Consider the following 23,838-nt stretch of genomic DNA (forward strand, 5'->3'; position numbering starts at 1 on the left):
CTGCACACCGGCCCCGGCCAAGGACCCCGCCACACCACCTGGACCCTCCGCAACGGCCTGCAGATCACCACCCGACCCGAACCCCTGCCCGGCTGCGAAGACCCAACCGGGCGGTGAGCACCCCCAAGCCAGGACGAGGGCCCGGGGTCAGTCCGCCGTGTCGCCGCGCGCCCTGCGGGCACTGCGGTACGCCGGCTCGCGCAGCCGGGTCACCCAGGCGTACGGCGGCAGTCCCGGTAGGGGGTGCAGCACCGGGTCGAACGACACGTCGGCGTCCGCGGCGGTGCCGGGGGCGTCGTCCAGGCGCAGGGTGGCGAACGGATGCCAGGCGCCCGTGCCGCGAGCCCAGGCCAGCTCGACGGTGCGCTCACCCTGCGGGAGCGCGCGCAGGAGCACCGGCCCGCTCGCCGTCCGGTAGGGCAGCAGCGTGGTCATGGGCCGCTGGGGCGTGAACGCCGGCACGAGAGCGAAGCGCGTGAGCGGCCCGGTGCCGGTGGTGGAGAACAGCAGGTCGCCGTGCCGTCCGCCGTCGAGCTCGACGCGCACGGCGAGGCCGAAGACGTCTGGCGACGGTGCCGGCAGGCCGACGGCGCGCGACCAGCGCACCACCACGTCGTCGGTGCCCGCGGCGTCGAGCCAGGCGACGCCGGACGCCACCGCACCGCCGAACCGCTCGAGCACCCCCCGCGTCACCGCGCCGCGCGGGTGCAGGGGCTTGGCGGCGGGGCGCACCGCGTCGACCGCCCTGGTGGCGACGCGCAGCACCTGGCCGCCGGCGGTGCTGGCGGCTCGGGCGGCTCGGGCGGCTGGTGCGACGACGTCCATGGAACCCACCTACCCTCTCGACGCGGCGGCACGCGTCACCGCGGCGAGATGCCCCACGTCGCCTGGTGCTCGTCACCCGGCTCGAGGACGACGACCCCGGCCGCCCCGCGGTCGGTGGCGTTGAACGCGTCCGGCGGGCAGGTCATCGGCTCGACCGCCACGCCCCGGCGCCGCAGGGACGGCGGCAGCGTGTCGCCCGTGAACACCTGGGCGTACCCGTAGGCGGCGTCGGCCCACAGCTCGACGCCGCCGTCCGGGCCGTGCAACCGGGCCCGCCAGCGGCCGTCGCCGTCGCGGGCCAGGTCGGCGTAGGCGGTGTCGAGGACGCGGTCGCCGATGGGGTGCGGCTCGCGCAGGTCAGCGGGCGTGCCGTCGACCGCGCGCCGGCCCGTGGGGATGCCGCGCGCGTCGGTGTCGAAGCAGGTGGCGGCCGGCAGGGTGAGCGTGGCGTCGTCGACCAGCGCGGTACCGGCCGTCAGGTAGGGGTGCGCGCCGGTGCCGTAGAGGCAGCGGCGGTTGCCGACGTTGCGGGCGCGGGTGCTCACGGTGAGGCCGTCGTCGTCGAGCCGGTAGGTCACGTGGCAGTCCAGCGAGGTCGGCCACCCCGGCTGCGGCGGCACGACGTACCGCCAGGTCACCGCGTCGCCGCGGACGTCCACCGGCTGCCAGGTGACCCAGCGGGCGAGGCCGTGGATGGCGGTGTCGTGCTCGGGCTCGGTGAGGGCCAGCTGCTGGGCGCCGTCGAGCTCGTAGCGGCCCCCGGCGATGCGGTTCGGCCACGGGATGAGGCTCTGGCCCCGGCCCCCCGAGGGCCGCTCGTCCTCCGCGAACCCGTCGACGAGGTCGCGACCGTCGTAGCGGTAGGCGCGCAGGCCCGCGGCGACGGCCACCGTGTGGGCTTCGTGCCGGCCGTGCCGGATCGTCACCTGCTCGCCGCTGGGCGGCAGGGGCTGCGGGGTGCGCACCGGGCGGTCGAGGCTCATGCGCGCATTCTGGCGCAGTGAGGTCAGGCGCTGCCGGAGGTCGTGGACGACGAGCCGGTGGCCGACGGGCTGGGCGCCGGCGCGGTCCCGCGCTGGTGCTGGTCATCCGGCCTGGGTCCGTCCGGTCGCGCGCCCACCATCACGGCCGTCAGCGTCGTCCCGCTCTTGGTCGCGAGCACGCTGACGGTGTCGCCCTTCTTCAGTGACGTGATGCCACCCGACCGGGCCGCGACGCGCGTGGTCGAGGTGATGGCGTACGTCGCCGTGTAGCCGTCAGAGCTCTTGAGCGACAGGCTCTTCGCCGACACGGCGGTCACCGCGCCGGTCTGCACCACGACGGTCTCGGTGCCCGTGCCGTCGCGCTGCGGGACGACCAGCTCGCCGTGCAGCGCGCCGCGCGGGGCCATCATGGCGAACCCTCCAGGGCCACCGCGCCCGTGGTGCCCGCCGGGGCCCCAGCCCCCGCGCGCGTCACCGTCGCCGTCCGGGTCGCCGGGCTGTCCGGAGGGCTGACCGGAGGGCTGACCGGAGGGTGCCGTGGGCGAGCCGGTCGCGCTGGCCAGCCGGACCTCGTCGCCGCCCTGCTGGTGGTCGGCGACGAAGGCGGTGGCGCCCACCGCGCCGATGGCCAGCGCGGTGGCGAAGCCGGCCACGGTCAGCGCGCGGCGCGGGCGTCGGCCCGGCCCGCCGGGCTGCTCGGACGGCGCAGCGGACGGCGCAGCAGACGACGCAGCAGAGGGTGCAGCGGAGGAGAAGTCCGGGACCTCAGGGGTGCTCATACCCCCCAGGGTTCGTCACCTTCCTGAGAACCACACCGCCCCAACCTGCCAGTTCCCTGTGAACCAGCGCTCGAACCGGCGGCGCTACCGGGGCTCAGGCGTTGCGGACGGCGGCCGCGGCCTGCAGCCCGAGGATCTCGACGGCCTGCTCGCGCATCTCGACCTTGCGGATCTTGCCCGTCACGGTCATCGGGAAGGCGTCGGTGACGTGCACGTAGCGGGGCACCTTGTAGTGCGCGATCTGGCCGGTGCAGAACTCGCGCACCGCCTCGACGCTCAGCGGCTCGGCACCCGGCTTCATGATCACCCAGGCCATGAGCTCCTCGCCGTACCGCTCGTCGGGCACGCCCACCACCGAGACGTCGGCGACGTCGGGGTGGGTGTAGAGGAACTCCTCGACCTCGCGCGGATAGACGTTCTCGCCACCGCGGATCACGAGGTCCTTGATGCGACCGACGATGTTGACGTACCCCTCGGCGTCCATCGTGGCCAGGTCGCCGGTGTGCATCCAGCGGGCGGCGTCGATGGCCTCGGCGGTCTTGTCGGGCTCGTTCCAGTAGCCGAGCATCACGGTGTGCCCGCGGGTGCACAGCTCGCCGGCGGTGCCGCGCGGCACGGTGAGCCCGGTGACGGGGTCGACGACCTTGCTCTCCAGGTGCGGCATGGTGCGCCCGACCGTCTCGGTGCGGCGCGCGAGGTCGTCGTCCGTGCGGGTCATGGTCGACACCGGCGAGGTCTCGGTCATGCCGTACGAGATGGCCACCTCGCTCATGTGCATCTCGTTGACCACGCGCTTCATCACCTCGACCGGGCACGGCGAGCCGGCCATGATCCCGGTGCGCAGGGTCGACAGGTCGTAGTCGGCGAAGTCGGCCAGACCCAGCTCGGCGATGAACATCGTCGGGACGCCGTACAGCGAGGTGCAGCGCTCGTCCTGCACCGTCTGCAGCGTGGCGGCCGGGTCGAACGACGGCGCCGGGATCACCATGCACGCGCCGTGCGAGGTGGCCGCGAGGTTGCCCATCACCATGCCGAAGCAGTGGTAGAAGGGCACCGGGATGCAGATCCGGTCGAGCTCGCTGTAGTGCACGAGCTCGCCGACGAAGAAGCCGTTGTTGAGGATGTTGTGGTGCGACAGCGTCGCGCCCTTGGGAAAGCCCGTCGTCCCGGACGTGTACTGGATGTTGATCGGGTCGTCGAAGGCCAGCTGCGCCTCGCGCTCGGCCAGCCGGTGGTGGTCGACGTCGCCGCCGCGCTCGGCCAGGTCGCGCCAGGACTGCTCGCCGATGAAGACGACGTCCTCCAGGCCGGGGCAGTCGTCGCGCACCTGCTCGACCATGCCCCGGTAGTCCGACGTCTTGTGCGCCACCGCGCTCACCAGCAGCCGCATGCCCGACTGGTTCACCACGTAGGCGAGCTCGTGCGAGCGGTAGGCCGGGTTGACGTTCACCAGGATCGCGCCGACCTTCGCGGTCGCGTACTGCAGCAGCACCCACTCCGCGCAGTTCGGCGCCCAGATGCCGACCCGGTCGCCCTTCTCGATGCCGCGATCGAGCAGCCCCAGCGCGAGCTCGTCGACCTCGACATCCAGCTCGCTGTAGGTCCACCGCCGGTGCGTCGGCACGTCGACCAGCGCCTCGCGGTCGCCCCATCGCGCCACCGTGCGCTCGAGGTTCGCGCCGATCGTCTCGCCGAGCAGCGGGGTGTCGGACGTGGCGGAGGTGTACGAGAGCGCAGCGGAAGCGGTCGAGGCGGTCATGGCGTCATCCTGTCGCGTCGGCCACCGCCACGGAAGGCTCTGGAGAGCGCAACCGAGCCACGCTGTACGCCGCCGCGCCGAGCAGGCCGATCGCCATGACGACGAGCAGGATCCGGTAGTCGACGAATCCCACGAGCGCCGCGCCCGCGAGGATCGACAACAGCTGCGGCCCACCGGTGAGGAACTCGAACGCCGTGAACACCCGACCCTGCAGCGGTGCGGGCGCGTGCTTCTGCAGCAGCGTCGTGAGAGCCACGATGACGGCGGGCAGCCCGGCCCCGACCACCAGCGCGCCGAGGCCCACGACGACCACCGAGCGGCTCGACACCAGCAGGCACCCGGCCCCCATCAGCGCCAGGCCGAGGGGAACCAGCCGCGTCTCCCCCACCCGGTTGATGAGCAGGGTGACGGCGAGACCGGACGCCACCGCGCCGACGCCCTGCACCGTCATGAGCACCCCGAGGAACGCCACCGGACGGCCGAGGCCCTGGTCGACGACGGCGAGGAACACGCTCTCCCCCATACCGATCGCGAGCAGCGAGATCACCGTCGCGAGCACCGTGGCCCGCAGCACGGGCACCGCCCACAGGTGACGCGCGCCGAGGGTGGCGTCGTGCAGCACGTGGTGCTCGCGGGGGCCGCGCTCGGGCTCGGGCTCGGTGACGCGCATGAGCGCGAGGGCTCCAGCCGACAGCAGGAACGTCGCGGCGTCGAGCACCGCCACCGCCGGTCCGCCGAACGCCGCGAACAGCCCCGCCCCGGTCAGCGGCCCGACCAGGCGCAGCGCCTCGCGCACGGTGCTCAGGCTGCCGTTGGCCGGGCCGAGCAGCTGCTCGGGGACGATCGAGGGCAGCAGCGCCGAGCGCGCCGACTGGAAGAAGACGAGCGAGGCACCGTAGAGGAACGCCACGACGAACAGCAGCCACACGTCGCCGCGATCGCGCACGAGCAGGAGCAGCAGGACGACCGCGCAGGTGACGACGTCGGTCACGATCATCACGGTGCGACGACGGAACCGGTCGATCACCAGACCGCCGAACGGCGCCAGCAGCGAGGGCAGGACGAGCGCGGCGAAGACGCTGCCGGCGATCGAGTTCGACCCGGTGAGCTGCTTGGCCCACATGGCCAGCACGAGCAGCATCGCGGTGTCGCCGAACATCGACAGGGTCTGGCCGCTCAGCAGCAGGCGCAGGTCGCGGTGGCGCAGGAGGTCACGCACGGGAACTCCCCTTCTCATCGGCGCGGGGGAAGCCCACGGCGTCCAGGTGGACGAGTCGCGCGTCGTCCGGACGGCGACTCGGGTCGACGACGCGCTCGGCGTACGGACGCCAGAGCTCGTGCAGCTGCTCGTGCAGGTGAGCCAGCTCGTCGGCGGTGAGGTAGCCGTTGAACGTCACCTCCATCGCCGCCTTCTGCCACTCCTCGGGCAGCTCGTCGCGGCTGCGCTGGTAGTCGGCGTACAGCTCGGCGTCGTGCCGGCGGAACTGCTGGGTGAGGGCCTGCGCCGCCGCGCGCTCACCTGCGGGGGCGTCGGGGCCGGTGTCCCACCGGTGCCCGGTGGCCACCGACCGCCACGGCCGGTTGCGCCCCTTGCCCCCCTCGGCCTCTTCGACGAAGCCGTACTTGGCGAGCTGGCGCAGGTGGAACGAGCAGGACGCCGGCGACTCGCCCACGAGGTCGGCACACTGGGTGGCGGTCAGCGGCCCGCGCAGCGCGAGGTGCTCGAGCAGGCGCAGCCGCAGGGGGTGGGCCAGGGCGCGCATCGAGCGGGCGTCCGAGATGTCGCGGACGGGCAGGTCGGGCTGGTCATCGCTCACGGCGATGAAAGTAGTCTTTCGAAAGAGTTCTTGTCAATAGGTCAGAGCAGCTGCCCCGCCACCTGCTCCAGCACCGCCTCGTCCCCGGCGTAGACGCCCTCGGCCCGCGGCCAGTGCGTGACGACGTCGGTGAAGCCGAGCTCCTCGGCCCGGCCCAGCGCGTCGGCGAAGACCTCCGCCGAGCTGAGCGAGAACACGGCACCGGAGTCGAGGTTGAGGTAGCGGCGCACCGCGCCGCCTTCGCGCCCGGCCGCCTCCAACGCCTCGTCGAAGCGCCGGCTGAGCTCGCCCACGCCCCGCCACCAGGCGTCCTGCCCCGCTTCGGCCGCCGTGGCCCCCGTCGTCGCCCAGCCGTCGCCGAGCGTGGCCGCCACGGCCATGGCTCGCGGCCCGTTGGCCGCCACGACGAACGGCGGCCGACGTGGTCCGATCGGGCCGGACACCATGCGCGCCTCGACCGCCTCGAACCACTGCCCGCGCCAGGTCGTCGACGACTGCGTCAGCAGCAGGTCCAGCAGCCTGACGAACTCCTGCAACCGCTCGACCCGCTCGCGCGGCGTGAGCTCGTCCTGGCCCAGCACCCTGGCGTCCCAGCCGGTCCCGCCCGCGCCGACCCCCAGCACGAAGCGCGCGCCGCTGACGTCGTCGAGGCTCATGACCTCCTTGGCGAAGGGCACCGGATGGCGGTAGTTCGGCGAGGCGACCCACGTGCCGAGCTCGATGCGCTCGGTCACGGTGGCGGCCGCGGTGAGCGTCGGCACCGTGGCGAACCACGGCTCGTCCGCCAGGCTCTGCCACGCGAGGTGGTCGTAGGTCCACGCGTGGTCGAAGCCCATGGCCTCCACCGCGCGCCAGCGCGCCGCTGCCTGCGACCACCGCTGCTGCGGCAGGACGACGACCCCGACCCGGACCTTGCGCTCGCTGGCTGGCACGGGCGCCAGCCTAGGTGCGCCGACCGCGTAGCGTGGTCCGGATGGCATCGCGTCGACCGGCTGCACCGCGCAGCCTCGCGGACGAGCTGCGGTCGTGGGACGACGCGCGGCTCGTCGCGCTGCTGCGCGCCCGCCCCGACCTGGTGACGCCGGTGCCGCCCGACCTCGCCTCGCTCGCCGCGCGCGCCACCACCCGCGCGAGCGTCCACCGCGCGCTCGACGGCCTCGACGCCTTCACCCTCCAGGTGCTCGACGCCCTCGCGGCGCTCGACGAGCCGGCCGCCCGCAAGGACGTCGCTCGCCTGCTCGGCCTGCGCGTGGGGGACGTCGGCGCGTCCGTCGACCTGCTGCGCGACCTCGCGCTCGTGTGGGGCCGCGACGACGCGCTGCGCCTGGTGCTCACCGTGCGCGACGCCGTGGGGCCGTTCCCCGCAGGCCTCGGGCCGCCGTCCGCTACGCCCCTGCCGTCGGGCGCCGAGCTCGCCGCGCTGCTCGCCTCAGCCCCCGCCGGGGTCGATGACGTCCTGGCCCGGCTCACCTGGGGCCCGCCGGTGGGGGCCTTCCCGCGCGCCGACCGGCTGGTCGACCCCGACAGCCAGTCGCCCGTGGAGTGGCTGCTGGCTCGTCGCCTGCTCGCCGCGGCCGACCCGGCCCACGTGGTGCTGCCCCGCGAGGTCGGCCTGCACCTGCGGGGTGGTCGCGTGCACGCCGAGGTACGCCGTGAGCCGCCCGCGTGGGACGCCACCGGCCGCGACGTCACCGCCGTCGACTCCGCCGCAGGGGCGGCAGCCGGTGAGCTGCTGCGCTGGGTGGGCGAGCTCGGTGAGCTCTGGGGCGCCGCCCCGCCCAGCGTGCTGCGCGCGGGAGGCCTCGGGGTGCGCGACCTGCGGCGCACCGCGCTCGCGCTCGACGTCCCCGAGCCGGCGGCGGCGCTCGTCATCGAGGTGGCGTTCTCCGCGGGCCTCGTGGCCGACGACGGCGAGGTGGGGGCCTCGTGGCTGCCCACGCCGGCGTTCGACGCGTGGGCTGCCGCGGCGCCTCCGGCGCGGTGGGCGCAGCTGGCGCGGGCCTGGCTCACGTCATCGCGCGTGCCCGGTCTCGTGGGCACGCGCGACGAGAAGGACTCTCCCCGCGCCGCGCTGTCGGACGCGGTCGATCGTCCGGTGGCCGCCATCGTGCGCGCCGACACCCTGCGCGAGCTCGCCGACGCCTCGCCCGGATACGCCCCCACGTCGGCCGCCCTGCTCGACCGGCTGCGCTGGCGCCGCCCCCGCCGCACCGGCCGGCTGCACGACCAGCTGGTCGCCTGGACGCTCAGCGAGGCCGAGCTGCTGGGCGTGACGGGCCGCGGCGCGCTGTCGTCGGCCGGCCGGTCCCTGCTCGCCGGCGAGGGCGTCGACGACACCATCGCAACCATCGGGCGCCTGCTGGCGAAGCCGATCGACCACGTGCTGCTGCAGGCCGACCTCACGGCCGTCGCGCCCGGGCCCCTCGACACAACCGTCGGACGGCTCATGCAGCTGAGCGCCGACGTCGAGTCGCGGGGCGGGGCCACGGTCTACCGGTTCGGGCCCTCGAGCGTGCGCCGGGCCCTGGACGCCGGGGCCTCGGCCGACCAGCTGCTCGCCGACCTCGCCGCCGCGAGCCGCACCCCGGTGCCGCAGCCGCTGGAGTACCTCGTGCGCGACGTCGCCCGACGGCACGGTCGCGTGCGGGTGGGCTCGGCGTCGGCCTACGTGCGCAGCGACGACGAGGGCGTGCTGCGCGAGCTGCTGGCCGACCGGCGCGCCGCCGCCCTGCAGCTGCGGGCGCTGGCGCCCACGGTGCTGGCGAGCCCGGCCGATCCGGCGACGGTGCTCGGCGCCCTGCGTGAACTGGGCCTGGCCCCGGCGGCCGAGTCGGCGCAGGGCGAGGTCGTGGTGCGTCGTCCCGACGCCCGGCGCACCCCGCCGCGCCGCCCACCTGAGCCACACCGCGGGCGCGCCGTCGCACCCGCCGACCCGCTGCTCGAGGCGGTGGCCCGGGCCCTGCGATCGACGGCCCGGCACGCCCCGGCCGGCAGCGACGAGCAGCCGCGGCTCACCCCCGGCGAGCCCGCCGACACGCTGGCCCGGCTGCGCGAGGCCGTCGCGACGTCCGCGCGCATCTGGATCGGCTACGCCGACGGCAACGGGCGCGTGGAGCGCCGCGTCGTGCAGCCGCTGTCGGTGGACGGCGGGCGGGTCACGGCGTTCGACCACGCGAGCGAGCAGGTACGGACGTTCTCGGTGCACCGAGTCACCGGGGTGGCCCCGGCCGACGCCGCGAGTCCCTAGGCTGGACGTCGAGAGCGCCGGCCCATCACCTGCCGGCACGGACGAAGGGGACGGGCGTGGCAGACGAGAACGCACGGGACGAGGCCAGCAGCTCCGACGAGACGCAGGCGGTCGGCGGCGAGCCCACGCGGGCCGTACCCGAGCAGCCGGCCAACCCCTGGTCGAGCCCGGCGAGCGAGACGCCGTCCGCTGCGGTGCAGCAGCCCGATCAGCCGCCGCAGCAGCCCTACGGGCAGCCGCAGCAGCCGCAGTACGGGCAGCCCCAGTTCGGGCAGCCCCAGCAGCCGCAGTACGGGCAGCCGCAGTACGGGCAGCCGCAGTACGGGCAGCCGCAGCCTCAGCAGCCGCAGTACGGGCAGCAGCAGTACGGGCAGCCCGGCTACGCCGTCGGCCCCACCGGACCGGCGACGGCGGGCCGGGCCACTGCGGTGCTGATCACCGGCATCGCCTCACTGGTGCTGCTCTTCTCCTGCATCGGCTTCATCCCGGCGATCGTGGCGCTGGTGCTCGCGCCGGGCGCCGAGCGGGAGATCAACGCCTCGCAGGGCCGGCTCACGGGACTCGGCCAGGTGCGCGCGGGCAAGATCTGCTCGTGGATCACGATCGGGGTCACGGTGCTCTTCCTGATCGTGCTCGTCGGCCTCTTCGCCTTCCGGGGCTCCTGGGACAACACCAACGGTTACAGCTACTGACCCACGAGCCCCCGGACGGCGCCGCTCAGGTCAGGCAGAACTCGTTGCCCTCGACGTCCTGCATCACCATGAAGTGCCTGCCCTCCTCGAACCGCCACTCCAGCCGGCGGGCGCCGAGACCCTCGAGCCGCTCGACGGCGGCCATCACGGCGTCGTCACGCTCCTGAGCCGTGGCCTGCGGGTCGCTGATCCGCAGGTCGAGGTGGAGGCGGTTCTTCACGGTCTTGCCCTCGGGGACCTTCTGGAAGAACAGCCGCGGTCCGGCGCCGTCGGGGTCGACGACGGCCCACTTGGAGTCCCACTGGTCCTGCGGGACGCCCCACGCCTGCAGCGCGTCCTCCCAGGTCGCGAAGCCGGGCGGCGGCGGGTCGGTGACGTACCCGAGGGCGGCGGCCCAGAAGTCACCGACCGCTCGGGGCGAGGCGCAGTCGAACACGATCTGAACGGTGGTTGCCATGGCGGCACCGTGCCACCCGCCACCGACAGTCGCGATGCCTGAGACAATCGAGCGGTGACTGACGGCCCCCTCATCGTGCAGAGCGACAAGACGCTGCTGCTCGAGGTCGACCACGACGCCGCCGACGCCTGCCGCCGCGCGATCGCGCCGTTCGCCGAGCTCGAGCGCGCGCCGGAGCACGTGCACACCTACCGCCTGACCCCCCTCGGCCTGTGGAACGCCCGGGCCGCGGGCCACGACGCCGAGCAGGTCGTCGACACGCTGCTGACGTACTCGCGCTACCCCGTGCCGCACGCCCTGCTGGTCGACGTCGCCGAGACGATGGACCGCTTCGGCCGCCTGCGCCTGGAGAAGCACCCGACGCACGGCCTGGTGCTGCACGCCACCGACGTCCCGGTGCTCGAGGAGGTGCTGCGCAGCAAGAAGGTGCAGCCGCTCATGGGCACGCGGGTCGACCGCGAGACCGTGGTCGTGCACCCCAGCGAGCGCGGCCACCTCAAGCAGGTGCTGCTCAAGCTGGGCTGGCCGGCCGAGGACCTCGCCGGCTACGTCAACGGCGAGGCCCACCCCATCGCGCTCGACGAGAGCACCTGGCACCTGCGGCCCTACCAGTCCGAGGCCGTCGACGGGTTCTGGCACGGGGGCTCGGGCGTCGTGGTGCTGCCCTGCGGTGCGGGCAAGACCCTCGTCGGCGCCGGGGCGATGGCCCGCGCCAGCGCGACGACGCTGATCCTCGTGACCAACACGGTCTCGGCGCGGCAGTGGCGCGAGGAGCTGCTGCGCCGCACCACGCTCACCGAGGACGAGATCGGCGAGTACTCCGGCGCCCGCAAGGAGATCCGCCCGGTCACCATCGCGACGTACCAGGTGCTCACGGTGAAGCGGAAGGGCGTCTACCCGCACCTCGACCTGCTCGACGCCCGGGACTGGGGCCTGATCCTCTACGACGAGGTGCACCTGCTGCCCGCTCCGATCTTCCGGATGACGGCAGACCTCCAGGCGCGCCGCCGGCTCGGCCTCACCGCCACCCTCGTGCGCGAGGACGGCCGCGAGGGCGACGTGTTCAGCCTCATCGGCCCCAAGCGCTACGACGCGCCGTGGAAGGACATCGAGGCGCAGGGCTACATCGCGCCCGCCGACTGCGTCGAGGTGCGGGTGACCCTGCCGGACGCCGAGCGCCTGGCCTACGCGACGGCCGAGCCCGACGTCCGCTACCGGCTGGCCGCCTCCAGCGACGTCAAGACCCGAGTGGTCGAGCAGCTGGTGGCCCAGCACCGCGGCGAGCCCACGCTGGTCATCGGCCAGTACATCGACCAGCTCGACGAGCTGGGCGAGCACCTCGGCGCCCCGGTCATCAAGGGCGAGACGACCGTGGCCGAGCGCCAGCGGCTGTTCGAGGCCTTCCGCACCGGCGAGATCGACCTGCTCGTGGTGAGCAAGGTGGCGAACTTCTCGATCGACCTGCCGGAGGCGAGCGTCGCCATCCAGGTGTCGGGCAGCTTCGGTTCGCGCCAGGAGGAGGCCCAGCGCCTCGGGCGGGTGCTGCGACCCAAGGGCGACGGCCGCGCCGCGCGGTTCTACACCATCGTCGCGCGCGACACCGTCGACGCTGACTTCGCCGCGCACCGGCAGCGGTTCCTGGCCGAGCAGGGCTACGCCTACCGCATCGTCGACGCCGGCGACCTGCAGCAGGCCGACGAGCCCGACGCCTGACCCCGCCAGCCGACCCGGTGGACGACGGCAGCGTACGGCCAGGACGCAGCCGACGTTCAGCGAACTCCCAGGCTGAGCGCGCAGACTGGGAGGCATGTCAGCCACCAGCGCGCCCGAGGCCCGCCTGCTCGTGGTCGAGGACGAGCCCAACATCCGCGAGCTGCTCTCGACGTCCCTGCGCTTCGCAGGGTTCGAGGTGCACACCGCAGGGGACGGCCAGACGGCGCTGCGGCTCGCCGAGTCGACCCGCCCCGACCTGCTGGTGCTCGACGTCATGCTCCCCGACATGGACGGTTTCTCGGTGACGCGCCGGCTGCGCGACCAGGGCCGTCAGGTGCCGGTCGTCTTCCTCACCGCCCGCGACGACACCCACGACAAGGTGACCGGCCTGACCGTCGGCGGCGACGACTACGTGACCAAGCCGTTCAGCCTCGAGGAGGTCGTCGCGCGCATCCGCGCCGTGCTGCGCCGCACCGGGGGCCCGGGCGGCGACGACGGCGCGCGCCTGGTCTTCGCCGACCTGGAGATGGACGAGGACTCCCACGAGGTGCACCGCGGCGACCGGGCGATCGACCTGTCGCCCACCGAGTTCAAGCTGCTGCGCTACCTGATGCTCAACCCCAACCGCGTGCTGTCGAAGGCGCAGATCCTCGACCACGTCTGGGACTACGACTTCCGCGGCGAGTCGGGCATCGTCGAGTCCTACATCTCCTACCTGCGACGCAAGATCGACGCCGACTCCGACACCCCGCTGATCCACACCAAGCGCGGCGTCGGCTACGTCCTGCGACTCCCCCCCGGCCATGCCTGAGCTCCGCCGCCCACGCTTTCCTCGGCTCGCGCAGCTCTCGCTGCGCGACCGGCTCGTCGCCGTCCTCGTGGTGCTCGCCCTCGCGGCCCTCGCCGTCACCGGGGCGACCGCGGTGGCCCTGCTGCGCGGCGAGCTGATCAGCAAGGTCGACGACCAGATCGTCGCCAGCGAGCGCGCCTTCGTCGGCGGCCCGCAGGACGCCCCTGACACCTCGCCGGCACCCCGTGGCCTGCCGACGTCCACCTTCGGCATCGTCATCTTCGACGCCGGCTTCACCCGGCTGCTCGGCCGCCAGGTCGGGACGTCGGCCCCCGACCTCGACGAGGTCACCCCGCGGGCCATCGAGCAGCACGACGGCCGGCCGTTCACCGTCGACGCCGACGGTGGCTCCGGCCGCTGGCGCGTGGTGGCCGTCCGCGTCACCGACAACCACGGTCTGGGCGACGGGACGCTCGTCATCGGGCAGAGCCTCGCGGGCGTGCAGGACACCGTGACCCGCATGGCCGTGCTGCTCGTCGTGGTCGGCCTGTCGGTGCTCGTGCTCGTGGGGCTGCTCGGCTGGCTCGTCGTGCGGCAGGCCCTGCGCCCGCTGCGCCGGGTCGAGGACGTCGCCGGCGCCATCGCCGCCGGTGACCTCACCCAGCGCGTCCCCGAGCACCCGACGTCCACCGAGGTCGGGCGGCTGTCGGCCGCGCTCAACGAGATGCTCGCCCAGATCGAACGGGCGTTCGCCGCCCGAGAGGCGTCCGAGGAGCGCATGCGCCGGTTCGTCGCCGACGCCAGCCACGAGCTGCGCACCCCGCTGGCCGCCGTGCGGGGGTACGCCGAGCTGTACCGGCAGGGCGCCGTCAGCAGCCCCGACGACGTCGCGTCGGCCATGCGCCGGATCGAGGACGAGGCCACGCGCATGGGCGGTCTCGTCGACGACCTGCTCATGCTCGCCCGGCTCGACGAGCAGCGCCCCGGGCGCCGCAGCCCCGTCGACCTCACCGTCGTGGCCGCCGACGTCGTCCAGGACGCGCGCGCGCTCGACACCTCGCGCACCGTCTCCCTCGTCGGTCGCGGCGCCCCGGTGCAGCCGACGGTGGTGCTGGGAGACGAGGCGCACCTGCGCCAGGTCGTCACCAACCTCGTCGCGAACGCGTTGCGGCACACCCCACCCGGCACACCGATCGAGCTGGCAGTCGGCCCGGACGCCGGCTACGGCGTGCTGGAGGTGCGCGACCACGGGCAGGGCATCGAGCCCGAGCAGGTGCACCAGGTGTTCGAGCGATTCTTCCGCGCCGACGCCTCCCGCCAGCGGGCCTCCGGCGGCTCGGGACTCGGGCTCGCCATCGTCGCCGCCATCGTGGCCGCGCACCACGGGCAGGTCGGCGTGAGCCAGACGCCGGGCGGCGGCGCCACCTTCGCCGTGCGGGTGCCGGTGGTGCCCGACCCCGAGACCGCCACCCCGCCGAGGTTCACAGGTGGCTCCCAGGCAGTGTCAAGGGTCCGGCCAAGCTGATGCGGTCTGCTGGAGTCAAGCCAGCAACCGAGAGGTGACATCAGATGACCCACCCGACGCACGACACGCAGACCAACGACCCGCAGGTGCACTGGTACGGAGCCGAGCAGCCCACCCAGCCGCAGCCGTACCCGCAGCCGCAGCCTCCGCTCGGGCCGCCCCCGGCCGCTTCCGAGCCGCCCACCGGTGGCGGTCGCGGCCGGCGCCGCTGGGTCGACGTCGGCGTCGCCGCGCTCGTGGCCGCCGTGGTGGCTGGCGGCACGACCGCCGGCGTGGTGGCCGCCACCGACGACAACCAGCCCGTGGCCGCGACCTCGTCGTCGAGCACCGACGCCGGGTCGTCGAGCGTCAAGGCGCCGGTCACCCAGCCCGCCGGCCAACCCGTCGACTGGACCAAGGTCGCCAAGGCCGTGGAGCCCAGCGTCGTCGCGATCTCCAACCGCTCGCAGTTCTCGCTCAGCGAGGGCTCGGGCGTCATCCTCGACGACAAGGGCCACGTGCTCACGAACAACCACGTCGTCGCCGGTGCCAGCCAGGGTGGCCACCTCACCGTCACCCTCAACGACGGCCGGTCGTACCAGGCCTCGATCGTCGGCACCGACCCGTCCACCGACCTCGCCGTCATCGTCATGAAGGGCGCCACGAACCTCACCCCGGCCACCCTGGGTGACTCCGACGCCGTGCAGGTCGGCGCGCCGGTGATGGCCGTCGGCAACCCGCTCGGCCTGGCGGGCACCGTGACGACCGGCATCGTCAGCGCCCTCGACCGGCCGGTGACGACGTCCACCGAGTCCGAGGGCGGCCCGGCCGCCCTGCAAGGTGGCGGCACGCCGGTGGTCACCAACGCCATCCAGACCGACGCCGCCGTCAACCCGGGCAACTCCGGTGGGGCGCTCGTCGACGCCACCGGGCGCGTGATCGGCATCCCGTCGTCCATCGCCACGCTGGGTCAGTCGTCCGGTGGGCAGTCCGGCAGCATCGGCCTCGGCTTCTCGATCCCGATCAACGAGGCCAAGTCCATCGCCGACCAGCTGCTCGCCGACGGCAGCGCGGAGCACCCGTTCCTCGGCATCTCGCTGAAGGACGGCCAGATCACCCAGGGCGCCGCGCAGCGCGCCGCCGTGACCGTCGTGCAGGTGCAGCCGGGCAGCCCGGCCGACGCCGCGGGCCTGAAGGCCGGCGACGCGATCATCGCCGTCGACGGTGAGTCGGTGAACTCCGCGGAGTCCCTCGTGGCGCAGATCCGCGAGCGCGCGGTCGGTGACACGGTGAAGCTGACGCTGGTGCGCGACGGCAAGCAGCTCGACGTCACCGCCAAGCTCACGGCTCGCGCGTCGCAGTAGCGCCGAGCCGCAGCAGGCGGCCCCGCGCCGCCAGCGCGAGCACGAGAGCAGCACAGCCCGCGGCCACCGGGACGGCGAACGCCGCCCGGTGGCCGCCGGCGTCTGCGAGCAGTCCCCCGCCGCTGCTGCCAGCGGCGTAGCCGACGATCACCGCACTCGACAGCAGGGTCATCACGGTGGCCGCCCGCTCGAAGGGAGCGGACCGCTCCACCAGCGCGTAGAGCACGATCAGGTACGGCGCCACGGCACAGCCGAGCAGCAGGACGGCGCCCGCGGCCCAGCGCACCGACCCGACGAGCAGCAGGGGCGCGGCGAGCAGCGCGAGCGCCCCGGCGAAGGCCACCAGGCGGTCGGCCAGACGGAAGGCCGGCGGCAGGCCCGCGCTCGCCAACCCGGCCACCGCGCTGCCGACGCCGAGCAGCGCGTAGACCAGGCCGGCGGCACCAGGGCGACCGACCTCGGCGCTCAGGCTGGTGACCCCCACCTGCGTGCCGCCGAACACCAGGCCGAGCATGGCCCCGGCAGCGAGCAGCGTCGCGATGGCACCGCGACGCAGCGGCCGTGGGCCCGGCTCCCCCGCGACCTCGGCCGCGGCCTGCGGGTGCGCGTCGTGGCGCGGCCGCACGAGCGCCGCCGTGGGGTGCAGCGCGAACGCCAGGGCGGCGGTGAGCGACAGCCCGGCCGTCACCACGGGCCCCAGCCAGGGCCCGGCGGCGGACGCCAGCACCCCGACGAGCGCGGGCCCGGCGACGAAGCTGACCTCGTCGGTGGCGCTCTCGACCGCGAACGCCTCGGTGAGCCGGCGCGACCTGTCGTGGCGAGCTGCCCGCCGCACGATGGCGACCCACCGCACGCGCGCGAGCGGCCCGATCTGCGGGGCGAACAGTCCCGCCGCGGCGGCCACCAGCAGCAGCACCGCGGTCGGTGCCGCGCTGCGCGTCACCGCCACCACCGCGAGCATGCCGGCCGCGTACGCCACCGCTCCCACGGTGAGCACCCCGCGCTGACCCCACCGGTCGGCGAGCGCACCCGAGACCGGAGCCCCTACGGCCGAGCCGATGCCGATGGCCGCCGCCGCGAGACCGCCGGTGCCGTAGCTGCCGGTGCGGTCGGCCACCAGCAGCAGCACGCCGAGCTGCCCCATCGCCAGCGGCAGCTTGGCGGCCAGCCCGAGGGGGACGAAGGAGCGCCCGGCCAACCGCACGAGGGCAGAAGCGGCGGACGGCGTCACGCCCTCGAGAGTAGAGTCGCCGCTCGTGCCTGCCGCCGATCCCCTCGCCGCCGAGCAGGCGCACCTCAGCCACGCGCGCCGGCAGCTGGCCCGCATGCGCGAGCGCACGCTGTCGCTCGAGGCGCACGGCGGTGACGCCGTCTCCAGCGAGTACCTCGCCGCCACGCTCTACCGCCGCGCCGCCGCGTTGACCGACGACCCGACGTCCACGTTGTTCTTCGGGCGCATCGACACCGACGGCACGAACCCGACCGACGCCAACGGGCAACCCGAGCGCTGGTACGTCGGACGCCGGCACGTCGCCGACGAGGCCGGTGACCCGGTGGTGGTCGACTGGCGCGCGGACGTGTCCCGCGCCTTCTACCGCGCCAGCCGGGCCGAGCCCCTGGGCGTGCGGCTGCGCCGGCGCTTCGGCGTCGACCGCGGCCAGATCACCGCCTACGAGGACGAGCACCTCACCGACACCTCCGAGGCCGACCGCACCAGCCAGATCCTGGCCGGCGAGATCGAGCGACCGCGCGTCGGCCCGATGCGCGACATCGTCGCCACCATCCAGCCCGAGCAGGACGAGATCGTGCGCGCGGACGTCACCACGACGGTCTGCGTGCAAGGTGCGCCTGGCACGGGCAAGACGGCCGTGGGCCTGCACCGCGCCGCGTGGCTGCTCTACGCCTACCGCGAGCGGCTCGCCCGCAGCGGCGTGCTGGTCGTGGGTCCGAACCGCGCGTTCCTCGAGCACGTCGGCGCGGTGCTGCCGGCGCTGGGCGAGGTCGAGGTGTCGCACACCACCGTCGAGCAGCTGACGGCGACGATCCGCCTGCGCGCCAACGACTCTGCCGACGTCGCGGCGCTCAAGGGCGACGCCCGGCTGGCCGAGGTGCTGCACCGGGCGGTGTGGGCGTCGGTGCGCGAGCCGGACGACGCGCTCGTCGTGCCACGGGGGTCGCGGCGTTGGCGCGTGCCGACGCATGAGGTGCGCGAGATCGTCGCCGAGCTGCGCGCGCGGGGTGTGCGCTACTCCGCGGCGCGGGCCATGCTGCCCCACCGCCTGGCGCACGCGGTGCTCGTCCAGATGGAGTCGGCCGGTGACTCCCCCGATGACCGCGTGCAGGGCGCCGTCGCACGCTCACGTCCGGTGAAGGCGTACGCCGACGCGGTGTGGCCGGCGGTCGACGGCCCGCGTCTGCTGCTGCGCCTGTGGTCGGACGCCACGTTCCTCGCCGCCTGCGCCGACGGCGTGCTCACCCCCGAGGAGCAGGCGCTGCTGCTGTGGGACCGGCCGGCGAAGGGCACGCGCAGCGCGCCGTGGACGGCGGCCGACGCGGTGCTGCTCGACGAGGTCGCCGACGTCCTGGAGCGCACGCCGTCGCTCGGTCACGTAGTGCTCGACGAGGCGCAGGACCTCTCGCCGATGCAGCTGCGCGCGGTCGGGCGCCGCTGCTCGACCGGGTCGATGACCGTGCTCGGCGACATCGCGCAGGGCACCACGCCGTGGGCGACGCGCTCGTGGGCCGAGTCGCTGCAGCACCTCGGCCAGGACGGCGCGCACGTCGAGGAGCTCGTCCGCGGCTTCCGCGTGCCCACGGCCGTCATCGACTTCGCGGCCCGCCTGCTGCCGCACATGGCGCCCGGCCTCGCCGCACCGGTCTCTGTGCGCGACGACCCAGGGCAGCTGTCCGTCGTCCGGGTGAGCGACGGCGCGCTCGCCGCCGCGACCACCGCTGCTGTGCGCGACGCGCTCGCCCACGAGGGGTCGGTGGGGCTGATCGTCGCGGACGCGCAAGTGGCCGACACCTCACACGCGCTGGCCGACGCCGGCCTGGAGCACCTGCGGCTCGGACGCGACGACGAGCTGGATGCCGGCGCCGCCGACCACGAGGACGGCACCCACCGCCTGCACCTGGTGCCGGCGACGGTCGCCAAGGGCCTGGAGTTCGACCGCGTCGTCGTCGTCGAGCCGCGAGCCATCGCCGCCGCCGAGCCGGACGAGCGCACCGGCCTGCGCCGGCTCTACGTCGTGCTCACCCGTGCGGTCACGGGCCTGACCGTCGTCCACGCCCGCGACCTGCCCGCACCCCTCAGCGGCGCCTGACCCGGCAAATTCCCAAGAACTTGCACGCCTGGGCCGCGCCAGGCGCACAAGTTCTTGGGAATTTGCCGGTAGGTGGCGTGGGGCGGGGTCAGCGGCGGGCGATGAGCCAGATCACGATGCCCACGACGACCAGTGCGGCGACCCAGGGGCCGTAGCGCTTGAGCAGCACCGGCCCGACGACGCCACCGAGGTTGATCTCGGCGGTCGGCGGCGGGATCGGCGCGGCCGGCACGGGCACCGGCGCAGCACCCACGGGCGGCTCGCTGGCTGCTGCCGCGGCCGTGAGCTCGGCGGTGGTGGGCTCGGCCTCGGTGGTCGGCCCGGCGACCGCGGCCGCCTCCGGTGCGCTGACCGCCTCGGCCTCGACCGGAGCAGCCTCGTCCGGAGCAGCCTCGCCCAGCCGGGTCACCAGGCAGGCGGCGAACTGGTCGAGCAGCTTGGTGCCGACGTCCTGGATCACGCCGCGCCCGAACTGCGCGGGCCGTCCGGTGATCTTGAGCTCGGTGTCGACGACGACGCGCGTGCCCTCACCCTCGGGCTCGAGGTGCGCGCGGATCGTCGCACCGGCCGTGCCGTTGCCCCGCTTGTCCTTGCCCTGCGCCTCGATCACCGCCTGGTAGGTGGTGTCGTCGCGCGAGACCCAGAGCCCCTTGCCGGCGTACTGCAGGGCGATGGGCCCGAGCTTCACCTTGGCCGTGCCGTGGAACTCGTCCCCCTCGACCGAGGTGATCGTGGCGCCCGGCAGGCACGGGGCGATGCGCTCGATGTCGGTGAACGCCGACCACGCCTCGTCGATGCCGATGGGGACGGTGAAGGTGTGCTGGAGGTCCATCGCCCGGCCTCAGACGCCGGCGGCGGCGACGACGGCGCGGCCGGTAAGCACACCGGCGAGGTGCCGGCGGTAGTCGGCGTCCGCGTTGCTGTCGGACGGTGGCGTTGTGCCCGCAGCCGCTGCGGCGCAGGCACTGCGCACCGACTCGGCGGTCGGCGACAGCCCGACGAGCGCCTGCTCGACCTCTCGAGCCCGCACGGGCACCGACCCCATGTTGGTGAGCCCGACGCGCGCCTCGGCGATCGAGCCGCCGTCGACGCGCAGCGCCACGGCCGCACCCACGATCGCCCAGGCCTGCGAGATGCGGTTGAACTTCTCGTAGTGGGCACCCCAGCCGGTGTACTTCGGCACGCGCACCTGCACGAGCAGCTCGTCCTCGCCGACGGCCGTGGTGAACAGGTCCTCGAAGAACTCGGCCGCCGCGACGGTGCGCCGCGCGCCGCCCGGCCCCGCGATCACCATCTCGGCGTCGAGGGCGAGGGCGGGAGCCGGCAGGTCACCGGCCGGGTCGGCGTGCACCAGGGCACCGCCGAACGTGCCGCGGTGGCGCACCTGCGGGTCGGCCACGGTCTCGGTGGTGAGCGCGAGGAGCAGCGCGTGCTGCCGCACGACGTCGCTGCGCATCACCGCGTCGTGCGTCGCCATGGCGCCGATGACGACCGCGTCGCCGTCGTCTCGGATGTCGGCCAGGTCGGTGATGCGGCCGAGGTCGACGACCACCTCGGGGGCCGCGAGCCGCATGCGCAGCACCGGCAGCAGGCTCTGCCCACCGGCCAGCACCTTGACGTCACGGCCGTCGGAGACCGCCTGCCCGAGCAGCTGCACGGCCTCGTCGACCGACGTCGGCGCGTGGTAGTCGAACGGCGCCGGGATCATGACGCGCTCCCTTCCTGGATGGCGCGCCAGACCCGTTGCGGTGACATCGGCATCTCGACGTCCTTCACCCCCAGGTGGCGCAGCGCGTCGACCACCGAGTTGACCACGGCAGGAGTCGAGGCGATCGTGCCCGCTTCGCCGACTCCCTTGACGCCCAACGGGTTCGTGGTCGACGGCGTGGTGGTGCGGTCGGTGACGAAGTGCGGCAGGTCGGCCGCGCTCGGCACGAGGTAGTCGACGAAGGTCGCCGTCGTCAGCGTGCCCTGGTCGTCGTAGACGGCCTCCTCGTACAGCGCCTGGGCGATGCCCTGCGCGAGGCCGCCGTGCACCTGCCCCTCGACGATGAGCGGGTTCACCACCTCACCGATGTCGTCGACGCACACGTACGAGCGGATCTTCACCTGGCCGGTCTCGGTGTCGACCTCCGTGGCGCACAGATGGGTGCCGTGCGGGAACGAGAAGTCCTCGGGGTCGAAGGTCGCGTCGGAGTCGAGCGTCGGCTCGATGCCGTCCGGCAGGTTATGGCCCTGGAACGCCGCGAACGCGATCTCACCCATCGACACCGCCTGGTCGGTGCCGCGCACGGTGAACTTGCCGTCGCCGAACTCCAGGTCGTCGGCACTGGCCTCGAGCAGGTGCGCAGCCATCACCTTGGCCTTCTCCACGACCTTCTCGGCCGCCTTCACCACGGCGATCCCGCCGACCACGAGCGAGCGCGACCCGTAGGTGTCGAGGCCCTTGTGGGCGATCTGGGTGTCGCCGTGCAGCACCTCGACCTCCTCGAACGGCACGCCGAGCCGGTCGGCCACGATCTGGCTGAACGCCGTCTCGTGGCCCTGGCCGTGCGCGCTCGCGCCCGTGACGACCTCGACCTTGCCGGTGGGCAGCATCCGGATCGACGCGGACTCCCAGCCGCCGCCGACGTAGCTGAGCGCGCCCAGCACCCGCGACGGCGCCAGACCGCACATCTCGGTGAACGTCGAGACGCCGATGCCCAGCTGCACCGTGTCGCCGCGCTCGCGCCGCTCGGCCTGCTCGCGGCGCAGCCCCGCGTAGTCGAAGAGCTCGGTCGCCTTGGCCGTCGCCGCCTCGTAGTTGCCCGAGTCGTACGTCATGCCCGCCACCGTGGTGAACGGGAACTGGTCGTGCCGGATCCAGTTCTGCTCGCGCACCTCGATGGGGTCGCGGCCGAGCTCGGCGGCCAGCTCGTCCATCATCCGCTCGATGGCGAACGTCGCCTCGGGGCGCCCGGCCCCGCGGTAGGCGTCGGTCCAGGCCTTGTTGGTGAACACGTTGGTGCAGGTGAACCGGTAGGCGTCGAAGCGGTAGATGCCGTTGAACATGAACGCGCCGAGGATCGGCACGCCCGACGTCACGAGCCCCAAATAGGCACCCATGTCGGCCAGCAGGTCGACCTTCATCCCGGTCACCGTGCCGTCCTTGCGGGCCGCGAGGGTGAGCCGCTGGATCTGGTCGCGCCCGTGGTGGGCCGTCATGATCGACTCGGTGCGCGTCTCGGTGCTCTTGCAGGGCTTGGCGAGCCGCCGCGCGACGATGAACGTCACGAGCTCCTCGGGCGTGAACTGCAGCTTGCCGCCGAAGCCGCCGCCGACGTCCGGGGCGATCACGCGGATCTTGCTCTCGGGCACGCCCGTCACGAGCGCCAGGAAGATCCGCACGAAGTGCGGCACCTGCGTGGCGGTCCACATCGTGATCTGCTCGCTCGTCGGGTCGACGACGACCGAGCGCGGCTCCATGAACGCCGGCACGAGCCGCTGCTGGCGGAACGTGCGCTCGATGACGACGCCGTCCTGGCGGGCCGCCTCGATCGCGGCGTCGACGTCGGTGCCGCTGCCGGCCTCCGCCGAGTCGTAGACCCACGTGGCGCTGATGTTGCTGCCGAGGTCGGGGTGCGCCAGGTCGGCGCCGTCCTCGATGGCGGTCGGCATGTCGAGCACCGGGGGCAGCTCGTCGTAGTCGACGTCGACCAGCTCCGCGGCGTCGCGCGCCTCACGCAGGCTGCGGGCCGCGACGACGGCCACGGCCTCACCGGCGAACGCCACGTGGTCGACGGCGAGCGCCGGGTGCCGCGGCGCCTTCATGTCCGCGGTGATCGGCCAGGCGTTGGGCAGGCTGCCCTGCTCGGCGTCGAGGTCCGCCCCCGTGAAGACCGCGATGACGCCGGGGGCCTCCTTCGCCGCGCTCGTGTCGATGGACGTGATGCGGGCGTGGGCGAACGGGCTGCGCACGTACGCCAGGTGCAGCATGCCCGGCAGCGTGAGGTTGTCGGTCCAGCGGGTGCGCCCGGTGACCAGGCGCGCGTCCTCCTTGCGCCGTCGCGCGCGGCCGAGCTCGCGCCCGCCTTCGTCGGCGACGTCGGCGGGCCGGTCGTCGACGGCGGTCACTGAGCACCTCCCGCCGCGGCCTGCACGGCCTTGACGATGTTCTGGTAGCCCGTGCACCGGCACAGGTTGCCCTCGAGGTTGTGTCGCACGTCCGCCTCGGACGGGTTCGGGTTGTCCTTCAGCAGGGCCACCGACTGCATGATCATCCCCGGCGTGCAGAAGCCGCACTGCAACGCGTGGTTCTCGTGGAAGGCCTGCTGCACCGGGTGCAGCTGCCCGTCGGTGGCGAGCCCCTCGATCGTCGTCACCTCGCGGCCGTCGGCCTGCACCGCGAGCACGGAACACGACTTCACGCTCTGGCCGTCCAGGTGCACGGTGCAGGCGCCGCAGCTGCTCGTGTCGCACCCGATGACGGTGCCGACCTTGCCGAGCGTCTCGCGCAGGTACTGCACCAGCAGCATCCGCGGTTCGACGTCGTCGGTGTACTGGGTTCCGTCGACGGTGACGGTCACACGGGTCATGCGGCCTCCTG

The 23,838-nt window shown here is 73.9% G+C and carries 20 protein-coding genes; 7 read left to right on the plus strand and 13 right to left on the minus strand.

The genetic code is table 11. The features are described from left to right. Positions 1-147 precede the first annotated feature (147 nt). The 7 genes from ASD06_RS04910 to ASD06_RS04940 all read right to left on the minus strand — a co-directional run bounded on the left by ASD06_RS04910 (position 148) and on the right by ASD06_RS04940 (position 7,095). Positions 148-825, minus strand: a complete 678-nt coding sequence (locus ASD06_RS04910) for a hypothetical protein (RefSeq protein WP_056674055.1) — start codon at positions 823-825, stop codon at positions 148-150. A gap of 35 nt (positions 826-860) precedes the next feature. Further along, entirely contained in the window at positions 861-1,808 is a 948-nt protein-coding gene (locus tag ASD06_RS04915; protein WP_056674058.1) for an aldose 1-epimerase family protein, read from the minus strand. Between the two features lie 23 nt (positions 1,809-1,831). Beyond that, positions 1,832-2,587, minus strand: coding sequence for a hypothetical protein (locus ASD06_RS04920; RefSeq protein WP_157371526.1), 756 nt, complete (start codon positions 2,585-2,587; stop codon positions 1,832-1,834). Between the two features lie 94 nt (positions 2,588-2,681). Further along, positions 2,682-4,346, minus strand: a complete 1,665-nt coding sequence (locus ASD06_RS04925; RefSeq protein WP_056674065.1) for an AMP-binding protein — start codon at positions 4,344-4,346, stop codon at positions 2,682-2,684. A gap of 4 nt (positions 4,347-4,350) precedes the next feature. After that, positions 4,351-5,565: an MFS transporter gene (locus ASD06_RS04930; protein WP_056674068.1), complete on the minus strand. Its 1,215-nt coding sequence runs from the start codon at positions 5,563-5,565 to the stop codon at positions 4,351-4,353. Further along, positions 5,558-6,163 carry a helix-turn-helix transcriptional regulator gene (locus tag ASD06_RS04935; protein ID WP_082537720.1) on the minus strand — a complete coding sequence of 202 codons (606 nt, stop codon included), beginning with the start codon at positions 6,161-6,163 and terminating at the stop codon, positions 5,558-5,560. Before ASD06_RS04935 ends, ASD06_RS04930 begins: the two co-directional genes overlap by 8 nt. Before the next feature lie 41 nt (positions 6,164-6,204). Continuing rightward, a complete protein-coding gene (locus ASD06_RS04940; protein ID WP_056674071.1) occupies positions 6,205-7,095 on the minus strand; it encodes an LLM class flavin-dependent oxidoreductase in 891 nt (296 codons plus the stop codon). Between the two features lie 41 nt (positions 7,096-7,136). Here ASD06_RS04940 and ASD06_RS04945 point away from each other — a divergent pair, with 41 nt between their 5' ends. Together ASD06_RS04945 and ASD06_RS04950 are read left to right on the plus strand one after the other, a co-directional pair. After that, the gene (locus ASD06_RS04945) at positions 7,137-9,410 is read left to right on the plus strand and encodes a helicase C-terminal domain-containing protein (RefSeq protein WP_056674074.1); all 2,274 of its coding nucleotides are present in this window, start codon (positions 7,137-7,139) and stop codon (positions 9,408-9,410) included. Positions 9,411-9,466: 56 nt separating this feature from the next. After that, on the plus strand, positions 9,467-10,102 hold the full coding sequence (locus ASD06_RS04950) for a DUF4190 domain-containing protein (RefSeq protein ID WP_056674075.1): 636 nt from the start codon (positions 9,467-9,469) through the stop codon (positions 10,100-10,102). 25 nt (positions 10,103-10,127) lie between these two features. Here ASD06_RS04950 and ASD06_RS04955 read toward each other — a convergent pair whose 3' ends face one another. Further along, positions 10,128-10,559, minus strand: a complete 432-nt coding sequence (locus tag ASD06_RS04955; protein ID WP_056674078.1) for a VOC family protein — start codon at positions 10,557-10,559, stop codon at positions 10,128-10,130. 54 nt (positions 10,560-10,613) lie between these two features. Between ASD06_RS04955 and ASD06_RS04960 the strand changes: the two genes are divergently transcribed. The 4 genes from ASD06_RS04960 (at position 10,614) to ASD06_RS04975 (ending at position 15,930) form a co-directional block, all read left to right on the plus strand. Then, positions 10,614-12,272: a DNA repair helicase XPB gene (locus tag ASD06_RS04960; protein ID WP_056674081.1), complete on the plus strand. Its 1,659-nt coding sequence runs from the start codon at positions 10,614-10,616 to the stop codon at positions 12,270-12,272. Between the two features lie 94 nt (positions 12,273-12,366). Next, positions 12,367-13,083: a response regulator transcription factor gene (locus tag ASD06_RS04965; RefSeq protein WP_056674084.1), complete on the plus strand. Its 717-nt coding sequence runs from the start codon at positions 12,367-12,369 to the stop codon at positions 13,081-13,083. Beyond that, a complete protein-coding gene (locus ASD06_RS04970) occupies positions 13,076-14,587 on the plus strand; it encodes a cell wall metabolism sensor histidine kinase WalK (protein WP_056674087.1) in 1,512 nt (503 codons plus the stop codon). Before ASD06_RS04965 ends, ASD06_RS04970 begins: the two co-directional genes overlap by 8 nt. Before the next feature lie 44 nt (positions 14,588-14,631). Continuing rightward, positions 14,632-15,930 (plus strand): S1C family serine protease, encoded by a 1,299-nt coding sequence (locus ASD06_RS04975; protein ID WP_082537721.1) that lies wholly within the window; start codon positions 14,632-14,634, stop codon positions 15,928-15,930. Here the strand turns inward: ASD06_RS04975 and ASD06_RS04980 are convergent. Further along, complete coding sequence (locus ASD06_RS04980; protein WP_162248041.1) at positions 15,908-17,161, minus strand: MFS transporter; 1,254 nt, start codon at positions 17,159-17,161, stop codon at positions 15,908-15,910. The two genes, ASD06_RS04975 and ASD06_RS04980, sit on opposite strands and share 23 nt — an antisense overlap. Before the next feature lie 25 nt (positions 17,162-17,186). Between ASD06_RS04980 and ASD06_RS04985 the strand changes: the two genes are divergently transcribed. Continuing rightward, positions 17,187-19,253, plus strand: a complete 2,067-nt coding sequence (locus ASD06_RS04985; RefSeq protein ID WP_056674094.1) for an AAA family ATPase — start codon at positions 17,187-17,189, stop codon at positions 19,251-19,253. An 88-nt stretch (positions 19,254-19,341) separates the two neighbouring features. On the opposite strand, the gene ASD06_RS04990 is transcribed toward ASD06_RS04985, so the two are convergent. The 4 genes from ASD06_RS04990 to ASD06_RS05005 are packed head-to-tail and all read right to left on the minus strand — an operon-like array spanning position 19,342 to position 23,827. Then, entirely contained in the window at positions 19,342-20,085 is a 744-nt protein-coding gene (locus tag ASD06_RS04990) for an SRPBCC family protein (protein ID WP_056674097.1), read from the minus strand. A 9-nt stretch (positions 20,086-20,094) separates the two neighbouring features. Next, positions 20,095-20,961 (minus strand): xanthine dehydrogenase family protein subunit M, encoded by an 867-nt coding sequence (locus tag ASD06_RS04995; protein ID WP_056674100.1) that lies wholly within the window; start codon positions 20,959-20,961, stop codon positions 20,095-20,097. Beyond that, the gene (locus ASD06_RS05000) at positions 20,958-23,366 is read right to left on the minus strand and encodes a xanthine dehydrogenase family protein molybdopterin-binding subunit (RefSeq protein WP_056674103.1); all 2,409 of its coding nucleotides are present in this window, start codon (positions 23,364-23,366) and stop codon (positions 20,958-20,960) included. The genes ASD06_RS04995 and ASD06_RS05000 overlap by 4 nt, the downstream gene beginning before the upstream one ends. After that, on the minus strand, positions 23,363-23,827 hold the full coding sequence (locus ASD06_RS05005; protein ID WP_056674106.1) for a (2Fe-2S)-binding protein: 465 nt from the start codon (positions 23,825-23,827) through the stop codon (positions 23,363-23,365). Before ASD06_RS05005 ends, ASD06_RS05000 begins: the two co-directional genes overlap by 4 nt. Positions 23,828-23,838 lie beyond the last annotated feature (11 nt).

Origin of the sequence: Angustibacter sp. Root456 (assembly GCF_001426435.1) — a bacterium.
Lineage (GTDB): Bacteria > Actinomycetota > Actinomycetes > Actinomycetales > Angustibacteraceae > Angustibacter.

Excerpts from the sequence above, each read along its gene's own strand:
- ASD06_RS04965 (WP_056674084.1), top strand. The coding sequence starts at position 12,367 with ATGTCAGCCACCAGCGCGCCCGAGGCCCGCCTGCTCGTGGTCGAGGAC.
- ASD06_RS04975 (WP_082537721.1), top strand. The coding sequence starts at position 14,632 with ATGACCCACCCGACGCACGACACGCAGACCAACGACCCGCAGGTGCAC.
- ASD06_RS04925 (WP_056674065.1), bottom strand. The coding sequence starts at position 4,346 with ATGACCGCCTCGACCGCTTCCGCTGCGCTCTCGTACACCTCCGCCACG.
- ASD06_RS04945 (WP_056674074.1), top strand. The coding sequence starts at position 7,137 with ATGGCATCGCGTCGACCGGCTGCACCGCGCAGCCTCGCGGACGAGCTG.
- ASD06_RS04990 (WP_056674097.1), bottom strand. The coding sequence starts at position 20,085 with ATGGACCTCCAGCACACCTTCACCGTCCCCATCGGCATCGACGAGGCG.
- ASD06_RS04920 (WP_157371526.1), bottom strand. The coding sequence starts at position 2,587 with ATGAGCACCCCTGAGGTCCCGGACTTCTCCTCCGCTGCACCCTCTGCT.
- ASD06_RS04970 (WP_056674087.1), top strand. The coding sequence starts at position 13,076 with ATGCCTGAGCTCCGCCGCCCACGCTTTCCTCGGCTCGCGCAGCTCTCG.
- ASD06_RS04995 (WP_056674100.1), bottom strand. The coding sequence starts at position 20,961 with ATGATCCCGGCGCCGTTCGACTACCACGCGCCGACGTCGGTCGACGAG.
- ASD06_RS05005 (WP_056674106.1), bottom strand. The coding sequence starts at position 23,827 with ATGACCCGTGTGACCGTCACCGTCGACGGAACCCAGTACACCGACGAC.
- ASD06_RS04910 (WP_056674055.1), bottom strand. The coding sequence starts at position 825 with ATGGACGTCGTCGCACCAGCCGCCCGAGCCGCCCGAGCCGCCAGCACC.
- ASD06_RS04955 (WP_056674078.1), bottom strand. The coding sequence starts at position 10,559 with ATGGCAACCACCGTTCAGATCGTGTTCGACTGCGCCTCGCCCCGAGCG.
- ASD06_RS04915 (WP_056674058.1), bottom strand. The coding sequence starts at position 1,808 with ATGAGCCTCGACCGCCCGGTGCGCACCCCGCAGCCCCTGCCGCCCAGC.